This window comes from Paenibacillus dokdonensis (assembly GCF_004916975.1).
GTDB lineage: Bacteria > Bacillota > Bacilli > Paenibacillales > Paenibacillaceae > Paenibacillus_AQ > Paenibacillus_AQ dokdonensis.
The window spans coordinates 2,157,939-2,176,363 of record NZ_STGQ01000001.1; the positions used below are offsets into that span (position 1 = coordinate 2,157,939).

The 18,425-nt window shown below is 44.2% G+C and carries 16 protein-coding genes; 9 read left to right on the forward strand and 7 right to left on the reverse strand.

Annotation, left to right across the window (positions count from 1 at the left end; translation table 11 throughout):
- The first annotated feature begins 79 nt into the window (after nt 1-79).
- Nucleotides 80-1,207: an NAD(P)/FAD-dependent oxidoreductase gene (locus E6W40_RS10000; RefSeq protein ID WP_136605347.1), complete on the forward strand. Its 1,128-nt coding sequence runs from the start codon at nt 80-82 to the stop codon at nt 1,205-1,207.
- Between the two features lie 276 nt (nt 1,208-1,483).
- Nucleotides 1,484-2,233, forward strand: coding sequence for a sugar phosphate isomerase/epimerase family protein (locus E6W40_RS10005; RefSeq protein WP_246072943.1), 750 nt, complete (start codon nt 1,484-1,486; stop codon nt 2,231-2,233).
- Between the two features lie 140 nt (nt 2,234-2,373).
- On the opposite strand, the gene E6W40_RS10010 is transcribed toward E6W40_RS10005, so the two are convergent.
- From E6W40_RS10010 to E6W40_RS10020, 3 genes are all read right to left on the reverse strand, one after another.
- Complete coding sequence (locus E6W40_RS10010) at nt 2,374-2,958, reverse strand: pentapeptide repeat-containing protein (protein ID WP_136605348.1); 585 nt, start codon at nt 2,956-2,958, stop codon at nt 2,374-2,376.
- 26 nt (nt 2,959-2,984) lie between these two features.
- Complete coding sequence (locus E6W40_RS10015) at nt 2,985-5,090, reverse strand: PrsW family glutamic-type intramembrane protease (protein ID WP_246072944.1); 2,106 nt, start codon at nt 5,088-5,090, stop codon at nt 2,985-2,987.
- A 538-nt stretch (nt 5,091-5,628) separates the two neighbouring features.
- Nucleotides 5,629-6,084 (reverse strand): AraC family transcriptional regulator, encoded by a 456-nt coding sequence (locus tag E6W40_RS10020; RefSeq protein ID WP_136605349.1) that lies wholly within the window; start codon nt 6,082-6,084, stop codon nt 5,629-5,631.
- 428 nt (nt 6,085-6,512) lie between these two features.
- Here E6W40_RS10020 and E6W40_RS10025 point away from each other — a divergent pair, with 428 nt between their 5' ends.
- Both E6W40_RS10025 and E6W40_RS29425 read left to right on the forward strand, forming a co-directional pair.
- The gene (locus E6W40_RS10025; RefSeq protein ID WP_136605350.1) at nt 6,513-7,421 is read left to right on the forward strand and encodes an NAD(P)/FAD-dependent oxidoreductase; all 909 of its coding nucleotides are present in this window, start codon (nt 6,513-6,515) and stop codon (nt 7,419-7,421) included.
- On the forward strand, nt 7,406-7,561 hold the full coding sequence (locus E6W40_RS29425) for a hypothetical protein (protein WP_168928875.1): 156 nt from the start codon (nt 7,406-7,408) through the stop codon (nt 7,559-7,561). Before E6W40_RS10025 ends, E6W40_RS29425 begins: the two co-directional genes overlap by 16 nt.
- A 42-nt stretch (nt 7,562-7,603) precedes the next feature.
- Here E6W40_RS29425 and E6W40_RS10030 read toward each other — a convergent pair whose 3' ends face one another.
- The 4 genes from E6W40_RS10030 to E6W40_RS10045 form a co-directional block, all read right to left on the reverse strand.
- Nucleotides 7,604-8,638 (reverse strand): phosphotransferase, encoded by a 1,035-nt coding sequence (locus tag E6W40_RS10030; RefSeq protein WP_136605351.1) that lies wholly within the window; start codon nt 8,636-8,638, stop codon nt 7,604-7,606.
- A gap of 133 nt (nt 8,639-8,771) precedes the next feature.
- Entirely contained in the window at nt 8,772-12,782 is a 4,011-nt protein-coding gene (locus tag E6W40_RS10035) for a glycoside hydrolase family 10 protein (protein ID WP_136605352.1), read from the reverse strand.
- Between the two features lie 365 nt (nt 12,783-13,147).
- On the reverse strand, nt 13,148-13,543 hold the full coding sequence (locus tag E6W40_RS10040; protein WP_136605353.1) for a cupin domain-containing protein: 396 nt from the start codon (nt 13,541-13,543) through the stop codon (nt 13,148-13,150).
- Between the two features lie 20 nt (nt 13,544-13,563).
- On the reverse strand, nt 13,564-13,884 hold the full coding sequence (locus E6W40_RS10045) for a carboxymuconolactone decarboxylase family protein (protein ID WP_136605354.1): 321 nt from the start codon (nt 13,882-13,884) through the stop codon (nt 13,564-13,566).
- Nucleotides 13,885-14,208: 324 nt separating this feature from the next.
- Between E6W40_RS10045 and E6W40_RS10050 the strand changes: the two genes are divergently transcribed.
- The 5 genes from E6W40_RS10050 (at nt 14,209) to E6W40_RS10070 (ending at nt 18,400) form a co-directional block, all read left to right on the forward strand.
- The gene (locus E6W40_RS10050; protein ID WP_136605355.1) at nt 14,209-14,628 is read left to right on the forward strand and encodes a MerR family transcriptional regulator; all 420 of its coding nucleotides are present in this window, start codon (nt 14,209-14,211) and stop codon (nt 14,626-14,628) included.
- A gap of 1 nt (nt 14,629) precedes the next feature.
- Nucleotides 14,630-15,610, forward strand: coding sequence for an aldo/keto reductase (locus E6W40_RS10055; protein ID WP_136605356.1), 981 nt, complete (start codon nt 14,630-14,632; stop codon nt 15,608-15,610).
- 276 nt (nt 15,611-15,886) lie between these two features.
- Nucleotides 15,887-16,876, forward strand: coding sequence for an aldo/keto reductase (locus E6W40_RS10060; protein ID WP_136605357.1), 990 nt, complete (start codon nt 15,887-15,889; stop codon nt 16,874-16,876).
- Nucleotides 16,877-17,105: 229 nt separating this feature from the next.
- Nucleotides 17,106-17,549 (forward strand): DUF6843 domain-containing protein, encoded by a 444-nt coding sequence (locus tag E6W40_RS10065; RefSeq protein WP_136605358.1) that lies wholly within the window; start codon nt 17,106-17,108, stop codon nt 17,547-17,549.
- Between the two features lie 20 nt (nt 17,550-17,569).
- The gene (locus tag E6W40_RS10070; protein ID WP_136605359.1) at nt 17,570-18,400 is read left to right on the forward strand and encodes a nucleotidyltransferase domain-containing protein; all 831 of its coding nucleotides are present in this window, start codon (nt 17,570-17,572) and stop codon (nt 18,398-18,400) included.
- Nucleotides 18,401-18,425 lie beyond the last annotated feature (25 nt).

The window sequence follows — 18,425 nt, forward strand, 5'->3', positions numbered from 1 at the left end:
ATTTTTTTTTTTTTTTTTTTTTTGAAGGGGATATCGAATTCGTTATAATGGATACAGTGATTAGGAAAGGAATGCAGTCATGAATAAATTCATCGTCATTGGATCAGGAATCCTTGGGGCTTCAACGGCATACCAGCTAGCAAAAATGGGAGCAGATGTCCTTATTATAGATCGTAAAGATAAAGGACAGGCGACAGATGCCGCTGCCGGCATTATCTGTCCGTGGATATCACAACGACGCAATCAGGCTTGGTATCGGCTGGCGAAGGCTGGTGCATGTTTTTACCCGGGATTGATTGAAGAGCTTAAAAATGAGGGAGAAACAGAAACAGGCTATGCTCAGGTTGGGGCTCTTAGTATTCATCAGGATTTGGAGAAAATCAGCAAGATGGAGGAGCGGGCATGCAAGAGAAGAGCGGAAGCACCTGAAATGGGCGACATTACCAGGCTTAATGAGTATGAAACCCGTGAGCTATTTCCTCTGTTAGAAGAAGGTTACCAATCTGTTCGAATTAGCGGTGCCGCCCGAATTGATGGTCGCGCACTGCGCGATGCGTTGATCCGTTCAGCACAAAGAAAGGGTGCCACGGTTATAGATGGTGACGCATCTCTTGAGTATCAGTCGAGCCGTGTAACAGGAGTCACTGTCGGTACAAATAGCTACTCGGCAGACAAAACCATTGTTTGTGCTGGGGCTTGGGCAGGTCAACTGCTGCAGCCTTTGGGCATTCATTTTGACATCCGTTTTCAAAAGGCACAAATCATGCATTTACGGGTTCATGATAGACAAGACACAGGCAATTGGCCTGTAATCATGCCGCCTTCCGACCAATATCTCCTTGCTTTTGATCAACAAAAGATTGTTATAGGCGCGACACATGAGAACGAAATCGAAGGCTACGATTCAAGGATCACAGCGGGAGGAATGCAGGAAATTCTGAATAAGGGGTTAGCTTTGGCACCTGGTTTAGCTAATAGTACTTTTCAGGAGGTAAGAGTTGGTTTCCGTCCTTTCACACCCGGTTTTCTTCCAGTCATAGGCGCTGTCCCTGGCTGGGATGGTCTTTTGGCGGCAAATGGTCTTGGAGCTTCCGGATTGACGATGGGCCCATTTATTGGAGATCAGCTGGCCAAACTAGCACTAGGAAGGGCATTGGATATCGATATCCATGATTATGACATTCGCAAAGCAATGAAGGAGGGTTAATCATACCCTATGTATATCTAATATTAATCGATCTGATGATATGCGTACTAAATCCGAAAGGAAGAGGAGTTTTAAATCGAGACGGCGGTATAGAATAAAACGGATAATATAGATACGTTTAAAACGGTTTATATTGAGCTGCACCAGGCGAGTGCTCTCAGAATGATTCCCGCATTATACACAGTGCGGAGTAGAAAAAGCCGGAAGGGAGCAGTAATCATGGAGATTCGAATATTTCAAGCTTTATGGGGACTGGAAGGCAGCTATGCATAGCTGATGAAACGGGCATCTGAGGAAAAATACGCGGGGATTGAGGCGCCTTTGCCTCCGATTGGAGAGGAAGAAGCGTTCAAGGAGCTGCTGGAGATAAATAACCTCGATTATATTGCGCAGATTGTAACCTCCCAAGACCATGCAGCCTCGTTTGTTGCCCAACTGGAGCGTGCGGCGGCATTCAAACCTCTGCTTGTGGTTTCGCATAGCGCCAAGGATGCGATGCCGATAAAGGATCAGATTGATTTTTTCAAGGTAGCGCTGGAAGCTGAGCGTCATGTGGGTATTCCGGTCGGGCATGAAACTCATCGTTCACGTGCAATGTTTACTCCTTGGGCTACTTCAGCACTGCTGAGAGAACTGCCCGATCTAAGAATTACGGCTGATTTCAGCCACTGGTGCTGTGTAACGGAATCTATGCTGGAGGACTACCAGGATCACTTGAGTCTGGCAGCAGAGCGTACAATTCATATTCATGCACGAATTGGTCACGCGGAAGGACCGCAGATCCCGCATCCTGCTGCGAAAGAATACGACTATGAGCGCAATGCCTTCAAGCATTGGTGGGGGGATATTCTGAGGCAGCGGAGTCAAAATGATGCGGCTTATGCTACAGTAACGCCTGAATTCGGTCCGCCAGGGTATATGCCAACTCTCCCGTTTACCCGTCAGCCGGTAGCAGATTTGCGTGAAGTGAATGCGTGGATGGCAAATTGGTTCAGGGAAACCTATTCAGGAATGTTTCTTACATAATTTTTGAAGTTAAAAAATATAGAAGAAGTCTATCCATTAGGATAGACTTCTTCTTGTCTTTTAGTGTAGGAGACTGTTTTTATCCAATATATCAGGTGACTTAGCGCAAGCCCGGCATCATCATTAGCGAGCGATCAAAGTCATTCTTGCTCTTTCAACCATTTATGGGTATCATCTCCTTCTAACCTAATTGGATTCTCTTCTGTCCCAACAAAAATATATTGGGCAGACACTTCATCCATTCCTTTTGCACCTTTGAAGCTAGTTCCGTAGAGTAGGGCTCCATCAAGTGATGCACTTGTTAAATCAACGCCAGAAAAATTTGTGTGGCTTAAATTTGCTCTTCGAAAGGAAGCTCGACGCAAATCCGATCCAGATAAGTCAGCATAGCTAAGATCTGCATCATCAAATGACGCCTTGATACCTGTGCATTTTTTCAAAATCGAATGTTTTAATGACGCGTAATCAAATACCGTTTTACTCAGTATACTTTCCGAGAAATCTGTTTCATCAAACGAGGTGCTTAAAAAATAGCAATCACTCATGTCATTATTTGATAAGATTGAATTGTTTACATTGGATTCTACAATTAATGAACAACTTAGATTCATGCCAGTAACGTCTAATTTGCTCATATCTACTTTTTCAATTTCTAATTTCTCACCCGTTTCACCATCTGAATCTGCCCACTGGCTATGTTTTAAAAATATGTTTTCAGTATCCATGGAATACTTCCTCTCGGATATTTTTGTTATGGCCACCACAATATTTTATCACTTAAGCCTAATTCCTTAACTGCCTCGCCTACTTCTTTGATATGTTCCGGGAACATTTTTGTGGTATCTATGATTACATTTTCACCTTTTGAAAGAGATTCTTCTATATCAGAAATTGCTTTTTCAAGTGAGTACCCTTTTGGTGCATATTTAGAATACCATCCTTTTACGTCCCATTTTACACCTGCAGTATCAATAAACTCTGCACCAGCGGGATTAGGATCCCGGACTATAGGACCAGGTAAATCGCCTCTTGCTTCTAATTCCAAGCCTGCCTGTCTCTCGATCCTTGATTTTTCATTAATTTTAAAATTTTTGGCTGGATCTTTAGCTAAACTCTCATACTCTTCTGGTGGTCTATTAAAGTATTTTCCTTCATCCCCATACTTGTTCATTAAGTCTTTGTAATAGTCTGGAGCTGTTTCCCTAATTTTGTCCAACTCAGCTTTGGACATCTGCGGAGGTTTCGACTTAATAGGGACGTCGATATCCGGCTTCCGTGAACCGAGTTTATCCAAGAACTTGCGAAAGTACCGGCGTCCTTTCTTGCCAACCCATTTGAGCACTTTGCCGAATGGGATTCGGCTCAGTGCAACAGCGATAGCTATGGAAAGCAATCTACCGGGACTCAGCAGCTTCTTCGGATCGCGGATATAACCGGCAATCTCATGTCCGCTCCCGGCGATTCCCGCCCCCGTTATCGCGAAGCCTAATGCTGGCATGAATCCGACGAACAGCATTGATAAGGCTATGGCTCCGAGCACAATTGCGCCCTGTTCATACCATTCCAGTCGATCCCACCAATCTTGCAGCGAATCGAACATGCAGGCGAAACATGCCGGTTCTCCTCCTCCCGTATGAGCCCCGATACCTGCGATAAGAGAGGCCACGAGCAGAATCACCGCGAGTCCGGTAAGCGTCTGGCAAAGAGCATTCACCCGAGCCTGAACAGACTCTCGTCTACTGTCCGTTTCTTCATTTCCATAAAGCAAATGAAATCCAAGCTCCCTGCGCTCCCGGTAGAAGCCGAGCCAATATATGAATTTTCCCCGGTCCAGACATAAAGAGCGGGTCATATTCCACAGCTCGGAAAACGGATTAAGCAGCAGCTCATTTGGCAGCGACGGAAGGCGGTTTCGTATTTTGTTCAGCGACCAGTAATCGGCAAAAAGCGATGCGGCCAGCATCAACAGGAAGGCCGGCTGAGTTTTATAACCGCTACCCATCCAGTCATGAAGCCGAAACACCCAACCCGGCAGCTGGTGCTGACCGTTATAAGCCGCGTGATCCAGGATGGACCACAGTAAGATGATTGCAGGGAACAGAAAAACCCATTTCGTCAGTTTTGTCCGCAGCCGATAGGCAATTCCACACGCAAGCGCGACCATGGCGGTATGTACGGGATGACTGACGCTCATCAGCGTTGGAAACACACTTTCTTCAAAACGTCCGGGAAACAGCGAGAACAGGTCCCAATGGATCGTTTCGCCGCCCAGCCATGTATAGCTGTAGCCGAACTTTTCCTCAAGAGCGCCGAAACTCTGCCACCTCCGGGAGAGCTCTTCCATCAGTTGGAAGCCGACGCCGGTCGCCGCACCGATGAGCGTGTAATCGCTTAAACTCAAGGCGGAAGCTCGACGTGAAAACAACAGAAATATGCCTAGTGGAAGGAGCTTCCACAACTCTTCAAAAATTGGCGTGATCACGTCCATGGACCAAGTGTCGGATGGTTTTCCTCCGAAAATCACGTGAAGAGCATTGACCGTAAGCGTCGTGAACGGAACAACAAGAAAAACACCCGCCAGAACGAACAAAACAATCGGCTTCCATGGCATCGTTTTGCTTCGGCACAGAAACCAAAATTGCAGCAGCACATAAAACGACCAAAAATATTGAACCGTCATGGTACGCGAACCTTTTACAAAAAACAAGCTGAAAGCAAACATGATTAGCGACAACCAGGACAAAAGGGTATACGCCGTTTTAATAAACGGATATTTCTCAATCCATGATTGGCAGGTTCGATAGATGGCCTCAAGGAAATCACGAATTCCGGTTCGAATAGTCCAGATCGTATTCACTAGAGTCGCCTCCTTTGAAAGCCGATCTCGTACAAGCAGGATATCTCTCTTGACGATAGTTCGGCCGTGAGTAAATAAATGAATTCATCATAACGGATGCCGATCGACGGGGCGGAGGTTAAATTATAAGTTTCTCCTGCAACATGTACCTATCTTACTTCTCTCAGAATACTAGTAGTATAGACATTATTGTAAAATCTGGCAAAAGGCGTAAGTCTCAAATCTTACTGAATTATATCGATAAAAAAACCGGAAAGATAGGTATTCACAGACTATCTCATTTACCTTCATTAACTAATTAAGTAATTTGGTTTGCCATGTAATTAGGCCTATATAGGTTTTTAATACTGGAATTAGTTTGTAGGAGTATCTCCGAATCCTAAGACATTTCATCTCGGCTTCATTCAGGAGAGTGAAGAGCGGGGAGTGCGATTTCCAGTTGCGAAAGTTTCGGTGACGCGGTTCGAATTTTCCATCAGGCGAAAGGCTGAAAGCCGGGGGATGGGGAACCTTTTCCCGGCTTTCTTTAGATTTCAAATTAAACTACTGTTACAGGTACACATATTTCACAAAAATCATTGTGAATCATATCACCAATGTATCTTTCAAAAATCGGATTGTTGTCAATTTGATATCCATTGTTTTGTAAAGCTGGGATGATTTCAGTCCATGCTCTTTGAATATCTTCAGCTGTATGTTTGACTTTGAACGTAACATATTTCCCACCAGAAAGTTCATTTTCGCAAATGGAGTTATTAATTTGATAATCGTTTGAAATGACGATACAAGCGTCATATCGGCAGTTTTCAGGAAGTGTAGTTTCCGGGTTATCTTGCGGAATTCCGAGTAGTATTGACGATTCAGTAAGCAAATTTCTTTCCCTAGCCCATTTTTTCAACTTATCCATTGCTTGAATGTTTCCAGGACCATATGGACCCACTTGTCGTACAAATGCGATACGAAATGCTGGAAGAGATTCGACTTTAATATTCATATTTTCTAATTCCCTTCTGTATTAGATGTACTACATTTCGAATGCTAACATGATATAAAAATAAATACATTTGTTTTTTTAGTTAATCTTGACTTGTAAATAATCAATGATGGACAAGAGAACCCCCCTTTTGATAAGGTTTTAGATTATTTAGGTAACAAGGATTATGTTTGAGTTAAGAAGTGATCGAGAAGCTTCTTGACAGGTTGGGAATATGGAAGTTATTATAGATACATTAAGTCCTTAATAAATGATCGACTTTGTGAGAAAGAGAGGTAATGGAGTGTCATCTAAGCAAAGCAAAAGGATTGAGGTTGCTAATCAAGCTGCATTGTCCTTGTATTCCCAAGGACGATGTTAAGCTTTGATTAAATATAGATATAATACATCTATAATATCTAATAATATTGAGCGGAGGGATTGATCTTATGAATTATGATTGTGCCATCGTTGGCGGCGGGCCAGCGGGATTAAATGCAGCGCTGGTGCTCGGCAGAGCGAGACTTAACGTTGCGTTGTTTGATAATAGTCAGCCGAGGAATCGTGTGACGCATGCCTCTCACGGGTTCATTACGCGAGATGGGATAGAGCCGGTCGAATTTCGGCGCATTGCCTATGAGGAGGTGCTGAGTTACCCTTCGGTTCGACATTGGCAGGACGAAGTAACCGATATTCGCAGGACAGACAATGGATTTTCTCTACGAACCGCATCTGGTGAGTATGTGAATGCCCGCAGGCTGATTTTGGCAGCTGGGCTGAAGGAAGTGTTTCCAGAGATCGAGGGGCTTAGCGATTTTTACGGTAAGAGCCTGTTCAACTGCCCTTTTTGCGATGGCTGGGAGCTGCGGGAGCAACCGCTTGTGGTAGTCTCGGATAATCCGAGTGTGTTCCATATGGTCAAGATGCTGCTCAATTGGAGTCAGGATTTGGTCGTGTGCTCTAACGGCCACGATATTCTGACAGCTGAACAACGGCAGCAGCTTGCTTCCAAGGGCATAAGAATCGTGGATACGCCAGTCACGGAATTTTCCGGGAAGAACGGCTTGCTGGAACGGGTTCATTTTTCAGATGGCACGCATATTGAGCGGAGCGGAGGATTTATTACTCCCACTCTGCTTCCAAAAGCCAGGTTTGATGAAGCGCTCAACTATCAGACTGCAGAAGACGGAGGGATTATTACCGATCCGATGGGCAGAACCACCGCAGCCGGAGTATACGCGGCCGGGGATTCAGCCTATGTGATGCCTTCCCAATTGATTTATGCCGCAGCCTCCGGCAGCAAAGCAGCGGTTTCCGTTGTTGCGGATATTACGGAGGAGAATTGGCAGCTGCTTTAAGGGAGGAGCATTTTGCTCTAGGTGAAAGCAAAGCGATTTATTTCGTTCGTGCTCATCCCATTCGTTCCCGGTCTGTTTCTTCGCAGGATGAAATCACAGGAGAGGGAACGTTCGGGGTAATGAAGAAGGTCGTCCGTTAAAGGGCGGCCTTTTCTATATATTCCCAGGAATTGGCGGTGTCCTCAGATATCGATTGAATCAATTTCTGTCAACCATTCTGTACAGAGGGGAATAAAATTAGCATAGTCTTTTATTGCTTGAATTGTTTTTAAAGCTTCAATGGTTCCAAGCTCTTGCTCTGTGTCATCCGTACATTCCAGTCTAAGAGAGCGTCTGATATTGTATGCAAGCCATTCAAGTTTTCCTTGAAAACCAGAATTCAGCACATCTTCCCAGTTATCACCAATCATTCCTCCATGTTTCCGATAGTTACTAATCATTGTACAGAAAGCATCTTTACTTAAATTACCCGATTCAAAACCTGACCAATATAACGCAACATCAATCAGTTCTTGTGCTGGATTTGTCATGCCAGCTGCTTCCCAGTCAATAATGATAGGAACAAGATTTTCATCCCATAGTACATTCTTTTGGTCTAAGTCCCTATGACTGATAATGCTATTGTTCATCAATAGTTTTGATGATGAATTAGCAAGTTTCTCCCAGTTATAAAATTCAGTCAGGTTTTCTAATAGCAAGGTGGACCACTTCAAGTTTTCCTGCTGCCCTTGCAGGGCAAACTCATTCCAATCAATGAATGATTCATTAAAGTCTTCATTTTTATTATTAACGATTATCTGAGTGAAATCGGTATTGTGTATATTCGCAAGTATGATTCCAATTATTTTACAACGCTCAATATCAACTATGCCTGTGGGTAGCGTCTTTCCTTGAACCCATGGAAACAGCAAATAATACTGGCCGTCAACCTCATGTATACAGCTTCCGTTTGATATGATCGCAGGAAGTGCGTTAATCCCATTTTGGAATGCCTTGTTAGCAACTTTTTCAGAAAAAATATAGTTATCCATGGCTGTTTTACGCTGCATAATTTGAGGATTTAATGCTTTCACTGCATACTGATTTTTGTCCGTTTTTATTTTATACATCCGATGAAGGAAACCGCCAAATACTTGTTGTGGTTCAGTTGTTAATTGTCCTAGAAAGTATTTATCACAGAGCTTTTCGAAATTTAAACGATATGTTGAGTTTTCCATAGTAAAGCATCCTTTCAATACAGAGGAGTTTGTTTCTATTTGAAAGTTCGTCGGAGAGAGTCTTGATTATTAGATTATACATCCATTCAGAAAAAAAGCTGACGCCGATAATGTACCAGCGTCAGCCTGCTTGCTACAGATTCCAGATACGGTACAGAATCACTGCCGCTTCAGCACGGGTGAGCAGATCTTTCGGTGCGATATTACCATTCTTGCCGTTTACAACTCCGTATTTCATCAGAGCAGCCACGCTGCCTTTGGCGTAACCGGAAATGCTCGCCACATCGGGATAAGCGTCTAAACTAAGGCTGTCTTCACTTTGTTTACTGGCAGCCGCTAACGAACGTGCAGTTAGCACCATCATATCTTGACGGGAGATATTACTGTCTGGTTTGAACGTATTGTCCTCATAGCCAGCCGCGATTCCGAGAGAAATGGCGATTGCCAGTTCGTTGCTATAATAAGCGGTTGGCTCGACATCACTGAAGGTTGCTTCATTATTGACTGTACCTTTCAATTCAAGGGCTCTGACAAGAAGTAATATAAAGTCGGCTCTCGTGATGGATGCTTCTGGTGAAAAGCTGCTCTCGGCCGTTCCTTTGATGATACCGCGGGCTGCCATGGCATCAATGGCTTGTTTGGCCCAAGGAACATTTTGCAGATCTCTAAACGTTTTAGATACACAGGCTATAGCAAAAGTACTGAAATGGGTCGTTTGGAAAACAACCGTTCCGGTTGCCGCATCATACCGACCGTTCGGAACAGGGATCACGCTGCCTTTACTATCAATGTACCATACTACAATGTGGTCCGGATGGCTAAGCTCTTCCGCTGTCAGCGTGTAAGGGATTGCTACTGTGATAGGCGCATTCGGGTTATTCCAGGAAATGATGCTATTGCCTGCTACGATGTTAAGATCGATAACCGGATGGCTGCCGATCCCTTCGCGGGCAACTGCATCCAATCGGTCCGTGGAGACAGCCCCGATACGGATTGACACCTGCTCAGCGTCTTCTGTCATATTGGACAGCATGTTGCTTGGAATATGAAGGATCGCGTTTTCTGTCATCAGCACAAGCTCGAAGGGTTCCTGACCTTTCAGACTTTGAGCCGGCAATTGAATTTCATATGATTTTACGTCTTTTTGTTTCGCCACTTCAATAATGATTTGTTTCCTGCCATTGATGGTCGGAGCGGCTTGCTCCAACGCCTTTTTCAAGTTGCCGCTGGAAATGGTGCCCACCGCACGACCATTGGAGATTTTCACTTCCGGTTTGATCGTAATCGCACCATCCCCGCTTCCAGAGTTTCCTGTTGATCGTGCGTTGCTATCAATAACCCTGTCACTACCATTGCTGTTGCTACTGCCACTATTGCCGCCGCTGTTCCCGTTCCCGTTACCGCCGTTACCATTGCCGGAGCCATTGTCATCCGGCTTTCCGGGTTTGCCGGAGAGGGTTAGCACGCCGAAAACGGATGGATCCTGATAGCCATTGCCGGTTGTATCATTCCATGCGGCAACGCTTTGGCGTGCACCGTTTTTCGCATCATTAACCTGAGCGTCGAAGCCTATTTTCATCTGATTTGCCGGTGTAATCGACTTGAATGGAATCTTCACTTCAACCGTGTAGTTTGTTCCCGTAACTTTGGTTGCCGATTCGAAACCTTCTGCGATGCTGGCAGGGTTGAATGAAGTCTCGTTGTCAAAGTTTATTCTGTACTGCCCATCGTCATCTTGATAGAACGTTGTTTTCGCGTTGTTTTCGTCCATAAAGATTTCAACGGAATCTTGTTCCCAGACATTTTCGCTTGATTTGTCAAGCTGAACATCGCTAACTTGGATTAATACATACAGATTTTGGTCATCCCAGAGCGCTTTCGCCACTCCGGTTGCACCTTGCCATGCCATCTGATAACGGTTCATCGGCATAGCTGGAGCTTGGCTCCAAATCTCATCAATCGTTCCGTCAATAATAGGAGTACCATACATAACGGTGGATTGGTTGGCATTTCCCGACTCTGGAGGATGCTCTTCCATAAATTTATCCGGATCAATGACGCCATAGTAAGCCGGTTTGGCTTGCAGGCTTTTATCAAATAACAACGGATTGGAGGAGGCCCGCCAGCTCGTGTTATCATCCATTCCCCAGAAGGTAATGCGGCTGATGTTTGCGGCATGTTCCTTGAAGATATTCATCAATTGGGCGTACACATAACCCTGAGCATTGGCAAGCTTCTCAGTGATCTGGTAGTTGCTACCAGCTTGGATATCAAGCTCGCTGATGCTGACTTCCACTCCTAAGGAAATAAACTTCTCTAGAGACAGCTTCACATTTTCAGGGTTCGTGTTGACATTGTAATGCCCTTGCATGCCCACACCGTCGATCAGCCGTTTGCCATGGTGTGTCAGAGCGTATTTATCATTGATTTCTTTAACCATATTGTAAATGGCCTGGGCTTTATTCTGGTTATCTTCGTTGTAATCATTGTAATAAAGCTTGATATCCCAATCGGGATGATCGTCAAGCACCTCTCTTGCAGCGAGGAACGCTTGTTCTACATAGTCTGGACCGATGGCATTATACCAGGGGGATTGGCGCAATGACATTTTCAAATCAGCCGGATTCAGCGGATTATCGCTCATCGCTTCATTGACGACATCCCAGGAAATCACCTTGTTGCCGAAGTGCTCCATGACGGTTTGAATATGGGTCCGCAAGTTTTCCAGGGCTTCTTCACGGCTCAATGAAACGGTGTTTCCTTGTGAATTCTGAGTCGTATTCATCCAGGCGGGAGACTGCTGATGCCATACCAGCACATGCCCATGCATCTGCATGCCTTCCGATAGAACTTTCTCAACCATGGCATCCGCTGCGGTATAAGTAAAGCTGCCTTTTGTCGGCTGCAGGGCATCCGGCTTCATGGCGTTGCCTGCCGTGGCGACGTTGTGGTGCATCTTCAAAAGCTCAAGCCGAACGCCCTCCAGATCCTCCGCCGAGATGGCGTTTCCGATCAGGAAATCGTTTTGATAAGCTTTTTTGATGGGAGTCAAATCCTTCTGAATTTCGATTGGGCCCGAGCTTGTTTTTTCAAATCTGATATCATCGATAAAAAAGGAGGCGGTCGCATGATTTGAACTTTCCACATAGACGGTTAAATATTCGTCGCCCGCGCTGTTATATCGGTAGGTTCCCTCAAACTGAACCCAACCATCGCTGGTACTGAGTGTTTTGGGAGCAAGTGCTACATAATTAGCGCTGCTTCCAGTGCCAACTTGGGTAGATAACTGGATTTGCGAGCTTGCGGGATCAGTCAGTTTGACCCACGCCGAAATCTTATACTCGCTGCCTATGTCTACGTATTTCTCCACGCGCAATGACGGTCCATGCCATGTGGCTGTTCTTCCTTCTACTTTTAAAGCGTATGAACCTTCAGCGGTATGATTGGCTTCATTGGTGACGGTCAACGTTTCCTTGCCTGATCTGCCTTCAAAGCCGCCATTCGTTTGATCCTCAAAGTTGATCCCGGTGAAAGGTAAGGCTGGGTCTCTAGGGGTTTCTTCACCACCGTCACCACCCGAAGCTGCTTTTTCGGTGATGAGGATGTCTCCGATGTAGAAGGGAACAGGGGCACCTTTACCATTTGAATTGATCCGTAGAGCCTTATCCTTGTTTGTATCTACGATGAATTCTTTCGTCAGCGTGACGGCTTTGCCGGCTTCATAATCCGTTTCCGCATAATTTTCATAGCTATCCACGGTTTGAAGCGCAGCTTTGGCGGTGTTTGGCACAATCTCATTAGCGTCAACATAAACGGATACGAGTGCCGTATAAGTTTTGCCGTTTTCCAGCCCGATGTCGGCAAATTTGAAGTCAGCGGCGTCCCAGTTGTTTAATCTGTTACTTACATATAAAGCCTTGCCATCCTCATTGCCTGCAAAAACCTTATCGGAGACCTGCGTCAGGCTGGCACTGCCCGATTGAATGGCTTTACCAATCCCGTCAGAAAAGGTTTCGTGGTAAACCGTTACCGGTTCTTCCAGCTGCGTAGTATCAGCTTGTATATTCGAAGTAAACCAGCCTGATGGAATAAGCAAAGCCGCTACGATTAAGATGGACATGACTTGTTTGATCCATTTACTCATTCAATGCACTCCCCCTAATCATTCGATATTAAGCGCTTACATTCAATGATCCATTTCTCCTTTCCCGCCAAATGATACCATTCAATAAGAAAGCATGTCTTACTCAAAATTAAAGAATATACCGTACTTATTACATATAAATTTAGAGTTTAGACGAAGTTTAGCAGAAGGATTTTACATGGGATAAGAAGGGTAGTTTCTTATTGGAATGTAATACAGCAGCAATTGAGCTAGCCATTAGGTCTAGCGACGGTTTACTATGCCCGTATCGGAGCAGGGTGGAGCCGAATTTTCTAAGTTGGCGTTTTCAATATGATATAAAAGAAATAACGCATCGAATCTGTTGACTCGATGCGTTATTTCTTTTATAACTTTTTATACGTTGCATCATCGACAGGTTCTAACCAATCCGTTTCTCCCGGTGTCATGGCTAAGTGCACAAACCAACTGTCTTTCGTCGCACCATGCCAATGTTTGACATGCGGCGCAATATTTACAACATCCCCCATTTTGAGTAATTGAGCAGGTTTTCCTTCCTCTTGATACCAACCCTCACCGCCTGTTACCAATAAAACTTGCCCGATTTTATGCGTGTGCCAGTTATTGCGTGCTCCCGGAGCAAAGGTTACATTCCCGATCGCTGTATTGAGCGGCTTCGGATCGGTAAATACCATTTGTAAGTACGCATCCCCGATAAAGTTGTTTTCAACTTTTTTGCCGAGTGGAAAGATGGTGCTGTTGCTTAAATCTGCATGTGCCATATATTAATTCCTGCTTCCTGTTAATTTTTATAGATTTCTTTAGCGATGTTAAATGCTGACCAAGCCTTGGGCCAACCTGCATAGAATGAAAGATGAGTGATGATTTCTGCAATTTCATCTTTGGTGATCCCGTTATCCTTCGCTTTTTGAAGATGAGGCGTTAATTGCTCGTAATTTCCTCCAGCGATTAATGCAGAGACGGTAATCATGCTGCGATCCCGGGGAGATAATTCTTGCTCTCTTGACCATACTTCACCGAATAAGACATCATCGTTAAGTTCAGCAAATTTAGGCGCGAATTCTCCCAATAAATCTCGTCCCGCAGTTTGTTTTTTTGCCATAGAAGTCATTCCCTCCATTCAATTTTGATGTGTTACAGGGTCAAGTATAGACCTTAAAGTAAACTTTAATGCAAGACATAAAAAATCGAAAAATAAAAATGCATCTTGGGAATTGGTTTTTCGCTTGACTTAAAGTTGACTTTAAGTTGTAGAATTATCTGTATCAATCATCAAGGCAAAATTCGCCGTTCGGGCCATTATGGAAGGGCTGCGTGGAGACCCCTGTTTGGTTTTATATTCATAAAAGTAATACATTCGCTTCGAGACAGGATTAAGTGTATCGTATGAATATAAACACATACACATAAAACGAGGTGGCGAAGCATGAATTATCCTATTGGAGAATTTGCCAATATCGTCGGTGTAAATAAGAGTACGCTCCGATACTATGAATCGGAAGGGCTGCTCACGCCTCACCGAAATGAAAATAATTTACGCGAATATAACGAACATGATATTGGCTGGTTTCAATTTTTGCTCCATTTGAAAAATACCGGCATGTCTATGACAGAACTAAAACAATATACCAAGTGGCGGGCCATGGGTGATGAAACGATTCCGGATAGGCTGAAATTACTTGAACAGCGTAAGCATTTCGTCGAACAGGAGATTCAAGCTTTACAGCAAAACCTGGATATTTTGAATCGAAAGATGGTATTTTACAATGATCAAATGAAGGGTAACAAATACGATTTCGTCCTTTATCCCAAAAACAATATACGATTCGAAAGCGAGGAATCATGAGATGGAGTATGTGAAACTTGGTAATACAGGCTTGGATGTATCTCGCCTTTGTTTAGGCTGTATGGGTTTTGGCGTGGCAGACCGGTGGATTCACCCATGGGTTCTCGATGAAGATCGCAGTCGTTCCATTATAAAAAATGCACTGGAGAGGGGCATCAATTTCTTTGATACGGCCAATGTATATTCTGACGGAACCAGCGAAGAAATTGTAGGAAGAGCGTTAAAGGATTATGCCAACCGTGATGAAATTGTCCTCGCGACGAAAGTTCATTTCCGTATGCATCCAGGTCCTAATGGCGCCGGACTTTCCCGCAAAGCCATCATGAGTGAAATCGATAAAAGTCTGAAGAGATTGGGAACCGATTATGTGGATCTGTATCAGATTCACCGGTGGGATTACAATACACCAATCGAAGAGACGATGGAAGCTTTGCATGATGTGGTAAAAGCGGGTAAAGCAAGATACATAGGCGCTTCTGCCATGTACGCGTGGCAATTCCTGAAAGCACTGCATGTAGCTGAGAAGAACGGCTGGACCCGTTTTATATCTATGCAGAACCATCTAAACCTCATCTATCGTGAAGAGGAGAGGGAAATGCTTCCTCTTTGTAGAGAAGAAAAAATTGGAGTCATTCCATATAGCCCGCTAGCTTCAGGAAGATTAACGCGTGATTGGGCAGAAACAACGCATCGTTCCGAAACCGACCAAGTTCAGAAATCAAAGTATGATGCTACAGCGAATGCCGATCGACTAGTTGTGGAACAGGTAGCGGACATCGCAGAGAAGCGGGGCGTTCCTCGTGTTCAAATCGCACTAGCCTGGCTGCTGCAGAAAAATCCGGTAACAGCTCCCATCATCGGTGCAACAAAAATATCCCATCTTGAAGATGCGGCGGCTGCTCTTTCGATTCAATTGACTGTAGAAGAGATCAGGTCTTTAGAAGCGCCGTATGTTCCTCATCCGATTATAGGATTTGAGTAATTAAAGAGAAGGAGTCGATTTCCTACAAAGGGAATCGGCTTTTTCTTTTAAATCGGGCGTATTTGGTACTATATCTTTTCAGTATTAATGACCATGAGAGGATCAGGCAATCATTTAAGACGAATGAGATATCAGTTATGTGTTATCCCGCTGCATAATAAGAGTGCGCCCTCAATCATAAACAGCCGGGTGATCCAGCAGAGCTTGCAAGGCAATCATGGCGTAATATCTCTGCTGATCAGATTTTAAATAAGAATTTAGAAAGGATGATACACAATGCAAAAGCGTAAATTAGGCATGAACGGTCCTGAAGTATCTGCTATTGGGCTTGGCTGCATGGGGATGAGCCATGGTTATGGACCGGAGTCAGATCGAAAAAAGATGATTTCCCTTATTCATGCAGCAATAGATCGCGGTGTTACTTTCTTCGATACTGCCGAAGTTTATGGTCCATTTGTCAATGAGGAGCTGGTTGGCGAAGCGCTTGCCCCATACAAAGGGAAAATAGCCATTGCGACTAAATTTGGCATTAATATGGAGGGTGGCAAGCAAATTCTGAATAGTAAGCCGGATAACATTCGGCAATCCGTCGAGGGTTCACTTAAACGGCTTCAAGTGGAAGCCATTGACCTATACTATCAGCATCGTGTTGATCCTGATGTCCCGATTGAGGAAGTTGCCGGAGTGATACATGATTTAATCCATGAAGGTAAAATCAAGTTTTGGGGACTTTCTGAAGCGGGAGCGGGCACCATTCGTCGTGCACATGGGGTGCAGCCGCTTACCGCTATACAAAGTGAGTACTCAATGATGTGGAGAAGTCCCGAAGAAGAACTGCTGCCCACGCTTGAAGAACTTGGAATCGGATTCGTACCATTCGCACCGCTCGGTAAAGGATTTCTTACGGGGAAAATAAACAAGAACACAACGTTCGTTGACTCTGATTTCCGAAGCATAGTTCCTCGTTTTCAACCAGAAAATCTGGAAGCGAATCAAGCTTTGGTTCAGCTCATTGCGGAAATTGCAGCAGCAAAAGAAGCTACACCGGCACAAATTGCACTCGCATGGGTTCTAGCCCAGAAGCCATGGATCGTACCTATTCCCGGTACGCGAAAACTGGAGCGTCTTGACGAAAATCTAGGTGCAATAGATGTCCGTCTCACACCTGATGAACTCCGTGATTTGAACAGCGCGCTCTCAAAAATTGAGATTTTTGGAGACCGGTATCCGGCTGGCTCAGATTACGCCAAAAGAGCTGGAAAATAAACAGAATAATGATCGGTATTATAATTCCTTATGCTGCTCCATTTTTTTATGGGGCAGCTTTTTTTCAACTCGAAAATTCGTTTCGTGCCCGCACATCGCCATGCAGCAGCAACTTCCATAGACAAAAATACGTTTAACCTAATAATGAATGAAAAATGTATGTGTCAAAGCAGATCGGCTGCCGGTGCAGGGGATCCATTGGAATCCCTAAAACGAGGAGGATTGAATCATGGCAAAGAATCATAAATATTCTTACCGTATTATTTTTACTATAATTGCAGTTGCCGTTGTGTTTGGGCTAGCGATCGTTTTTTTGCCTAAAAGCTCTTCAACGAACGACAAATTTTTAATCCCCGAAGGTTATGAAGGCGATATCCAAGTGAATTATAACGTTGCAGGTGCTCCAAAGCTTGAAAAGGAAGGAGAATTTGATGTGATTCCACTTCGCGCCGATGGAACCTACGATACTTCGACACCGGATATGGAATACGGATTGGTAACCGACCAATATTATTATGTGGATCAGGACGGACGAAGAACGCCTATTGATCACAGTTGTATTCATGTTAAAGGAAACGGCACGTCGGAGGTTGGTTCGATCATTACAAAACATCAGTATCTGAAAGTCACACGGACGAAGTGTGGTGAACAATTTCAATCTTGGGGAACGTGATGAACGGAAGGAGGATGTTTATGAAAGTACAACATACGATTAGCAGGATTGTTGACAGCCTAAAGCCAATAAATGGTGTGAAAGCTTTGGTCCTTGGCGGATCAAGAGCCAGAGGAAGTCATAATATCCATTCAGATATTGATATTGGCATATATTACGATTCCGGTATTGGATTAGATATTTCCGGGATTCAACAAGTCGCCACAATCATAGATGATGCTGGTCGAGATAACTTAGTTACGCCAATCGATGGATGGGGACCATGGATTAACGGCGGTGGCTGGCTGAGTGTTAATCATTATCCTGTCGATATTCTATATCGTGATCTCAATAAAGTTTCAACAGTCATGGAGCAGTGTCTTTCAGGAGAAATTACAATTGACTATCAACCTGGGCATCCGCATGGATTTATCAACTCGATTTATTTTTCGGAGATAGCATTGTCCAAAGTGTTATGGGATCCTTCCGGTATCATTGGAGAATTGAAAACTAGAACGATTCCATATCCGCCTGAGTTAAAAAAAGCAATAATTGAAAAGTTTTTTTGGGAGGCTACTTTTGCACTTGATACAGGAAGAAAAGGTATTCATAAAACAGATGTAGCGTATATTGCAGGATGCTGTTTTCGATCTTTATCTTGCTTGAATCAGGTTTTGTACGCACTAAATGAATGTTACTGGATGAATGAAAAGGGGGCTGTTGCCATTGCCGATTCATTTAACGTGGCTCCCAGGCAGTACAGCAATAAAGTAAATGCTATACTAGGCTTAGTGACTAATGACCGGAATAATTTGGAAAGGTCTTTAAGTCTGCTGCGTGATCTGATTCTCGAAACAGAGAGCCTTATATAATACGGAACTTAATGTCGAGAGACAA

Coding starts and splice junctions, on each gene's coding strand:
- E6W40_RS10065 (WP_136605358.1), top strand. CDS start 17,106: ATGGCAAAGAATCATAAATATTCTTACCGTATTATTTTTACTATAATT.
- E6W40_RS10040 (WP_136605353.1), bottom strand. CDS start 13,543: ATGGCACATGCAGATTTAAGCAACAGCACCATCTTTCCACTCGGCAAA.
- E6W40_RS10000 (WP_136605347.1), top strand. CDS start 80: ATGAATAAATTCATCGTCATTGGATCAGGAATCCTTGGGGCTTCAACG.
- E6W40_RS10005 (WP_246072943.1), top strand. CDS start 1,484: ATGAAACGGGCATCTGAGGAAAAATACGCGGGGATTGAGGCGCCTTTG.
- E6W40_RS10070 (WP_136605359.1), top strand. CDS start 17,570: ATGAAAGTACAACATACGATTAGCAGGATTGTTGACAGCCTAAAGCCA.
- E6W40_RS10025 (WP_136605350.1), top strand. CDS start 6,513: ATGAATTATGATTGTGCCATCGTTGGCGGCGGGCCAGCGGGATTAAAT.
- E6W40_RS10010 (WP_136605348.1), bottom strand. CDS start 2,958: ATGGATACTGAAAACATATTTTTAAAACATAGCCAGTGGGCAGATTCA.
- E6W40_RS10035 (WP_136605352.1), bottom strand. CDS start 12,782: ATGAGTAAATGGATCAAACAAGTCATGTCCATCTTAATCGTAGCGGCT.
- E6W40_RS10055 (WP_136605356.1), top strand. CDS start 14,630: ATGGAGTATGTGAAACTTGGTAATACAGGCTTGGATGTATCTCGCCTT.
- E6W40_RS10045 (WP_136605354.1), bottom strand. CDS start 13,884: ATGGCAAAAAAACAAACTGCGGGACGAGATTTATTGGGAGAATTCGCG.
- E6W40_RS10030 (WP_136605351.1), bottom strand. CDS start 8,638: ATGGAAAACTCAACATATCGTTTAAATTTCGAAAAGCTCTGTGATAAA.
- E6W40_RS10050 (WP_136605355.1), top strand. CDS start 14,209: ATGAATTATCCTATTGGAGAATTTGCCAATATCGTCGGTGTAAATAAG.
- E6W40_RS10020 (WP_136605349.1), bottom strand. CDS start 6,084: ATGAATATTAAAGTCGAATCTCTTCCAGCATTTCGTATCGCATTTGTA.
- E6W40_RS10060 (WP_136605357.1), top strand. CDS start 15,887: ATGCAAAAGCGTAAATTAGGCATGAACGGTCCTGAAGTATCTGCTATT.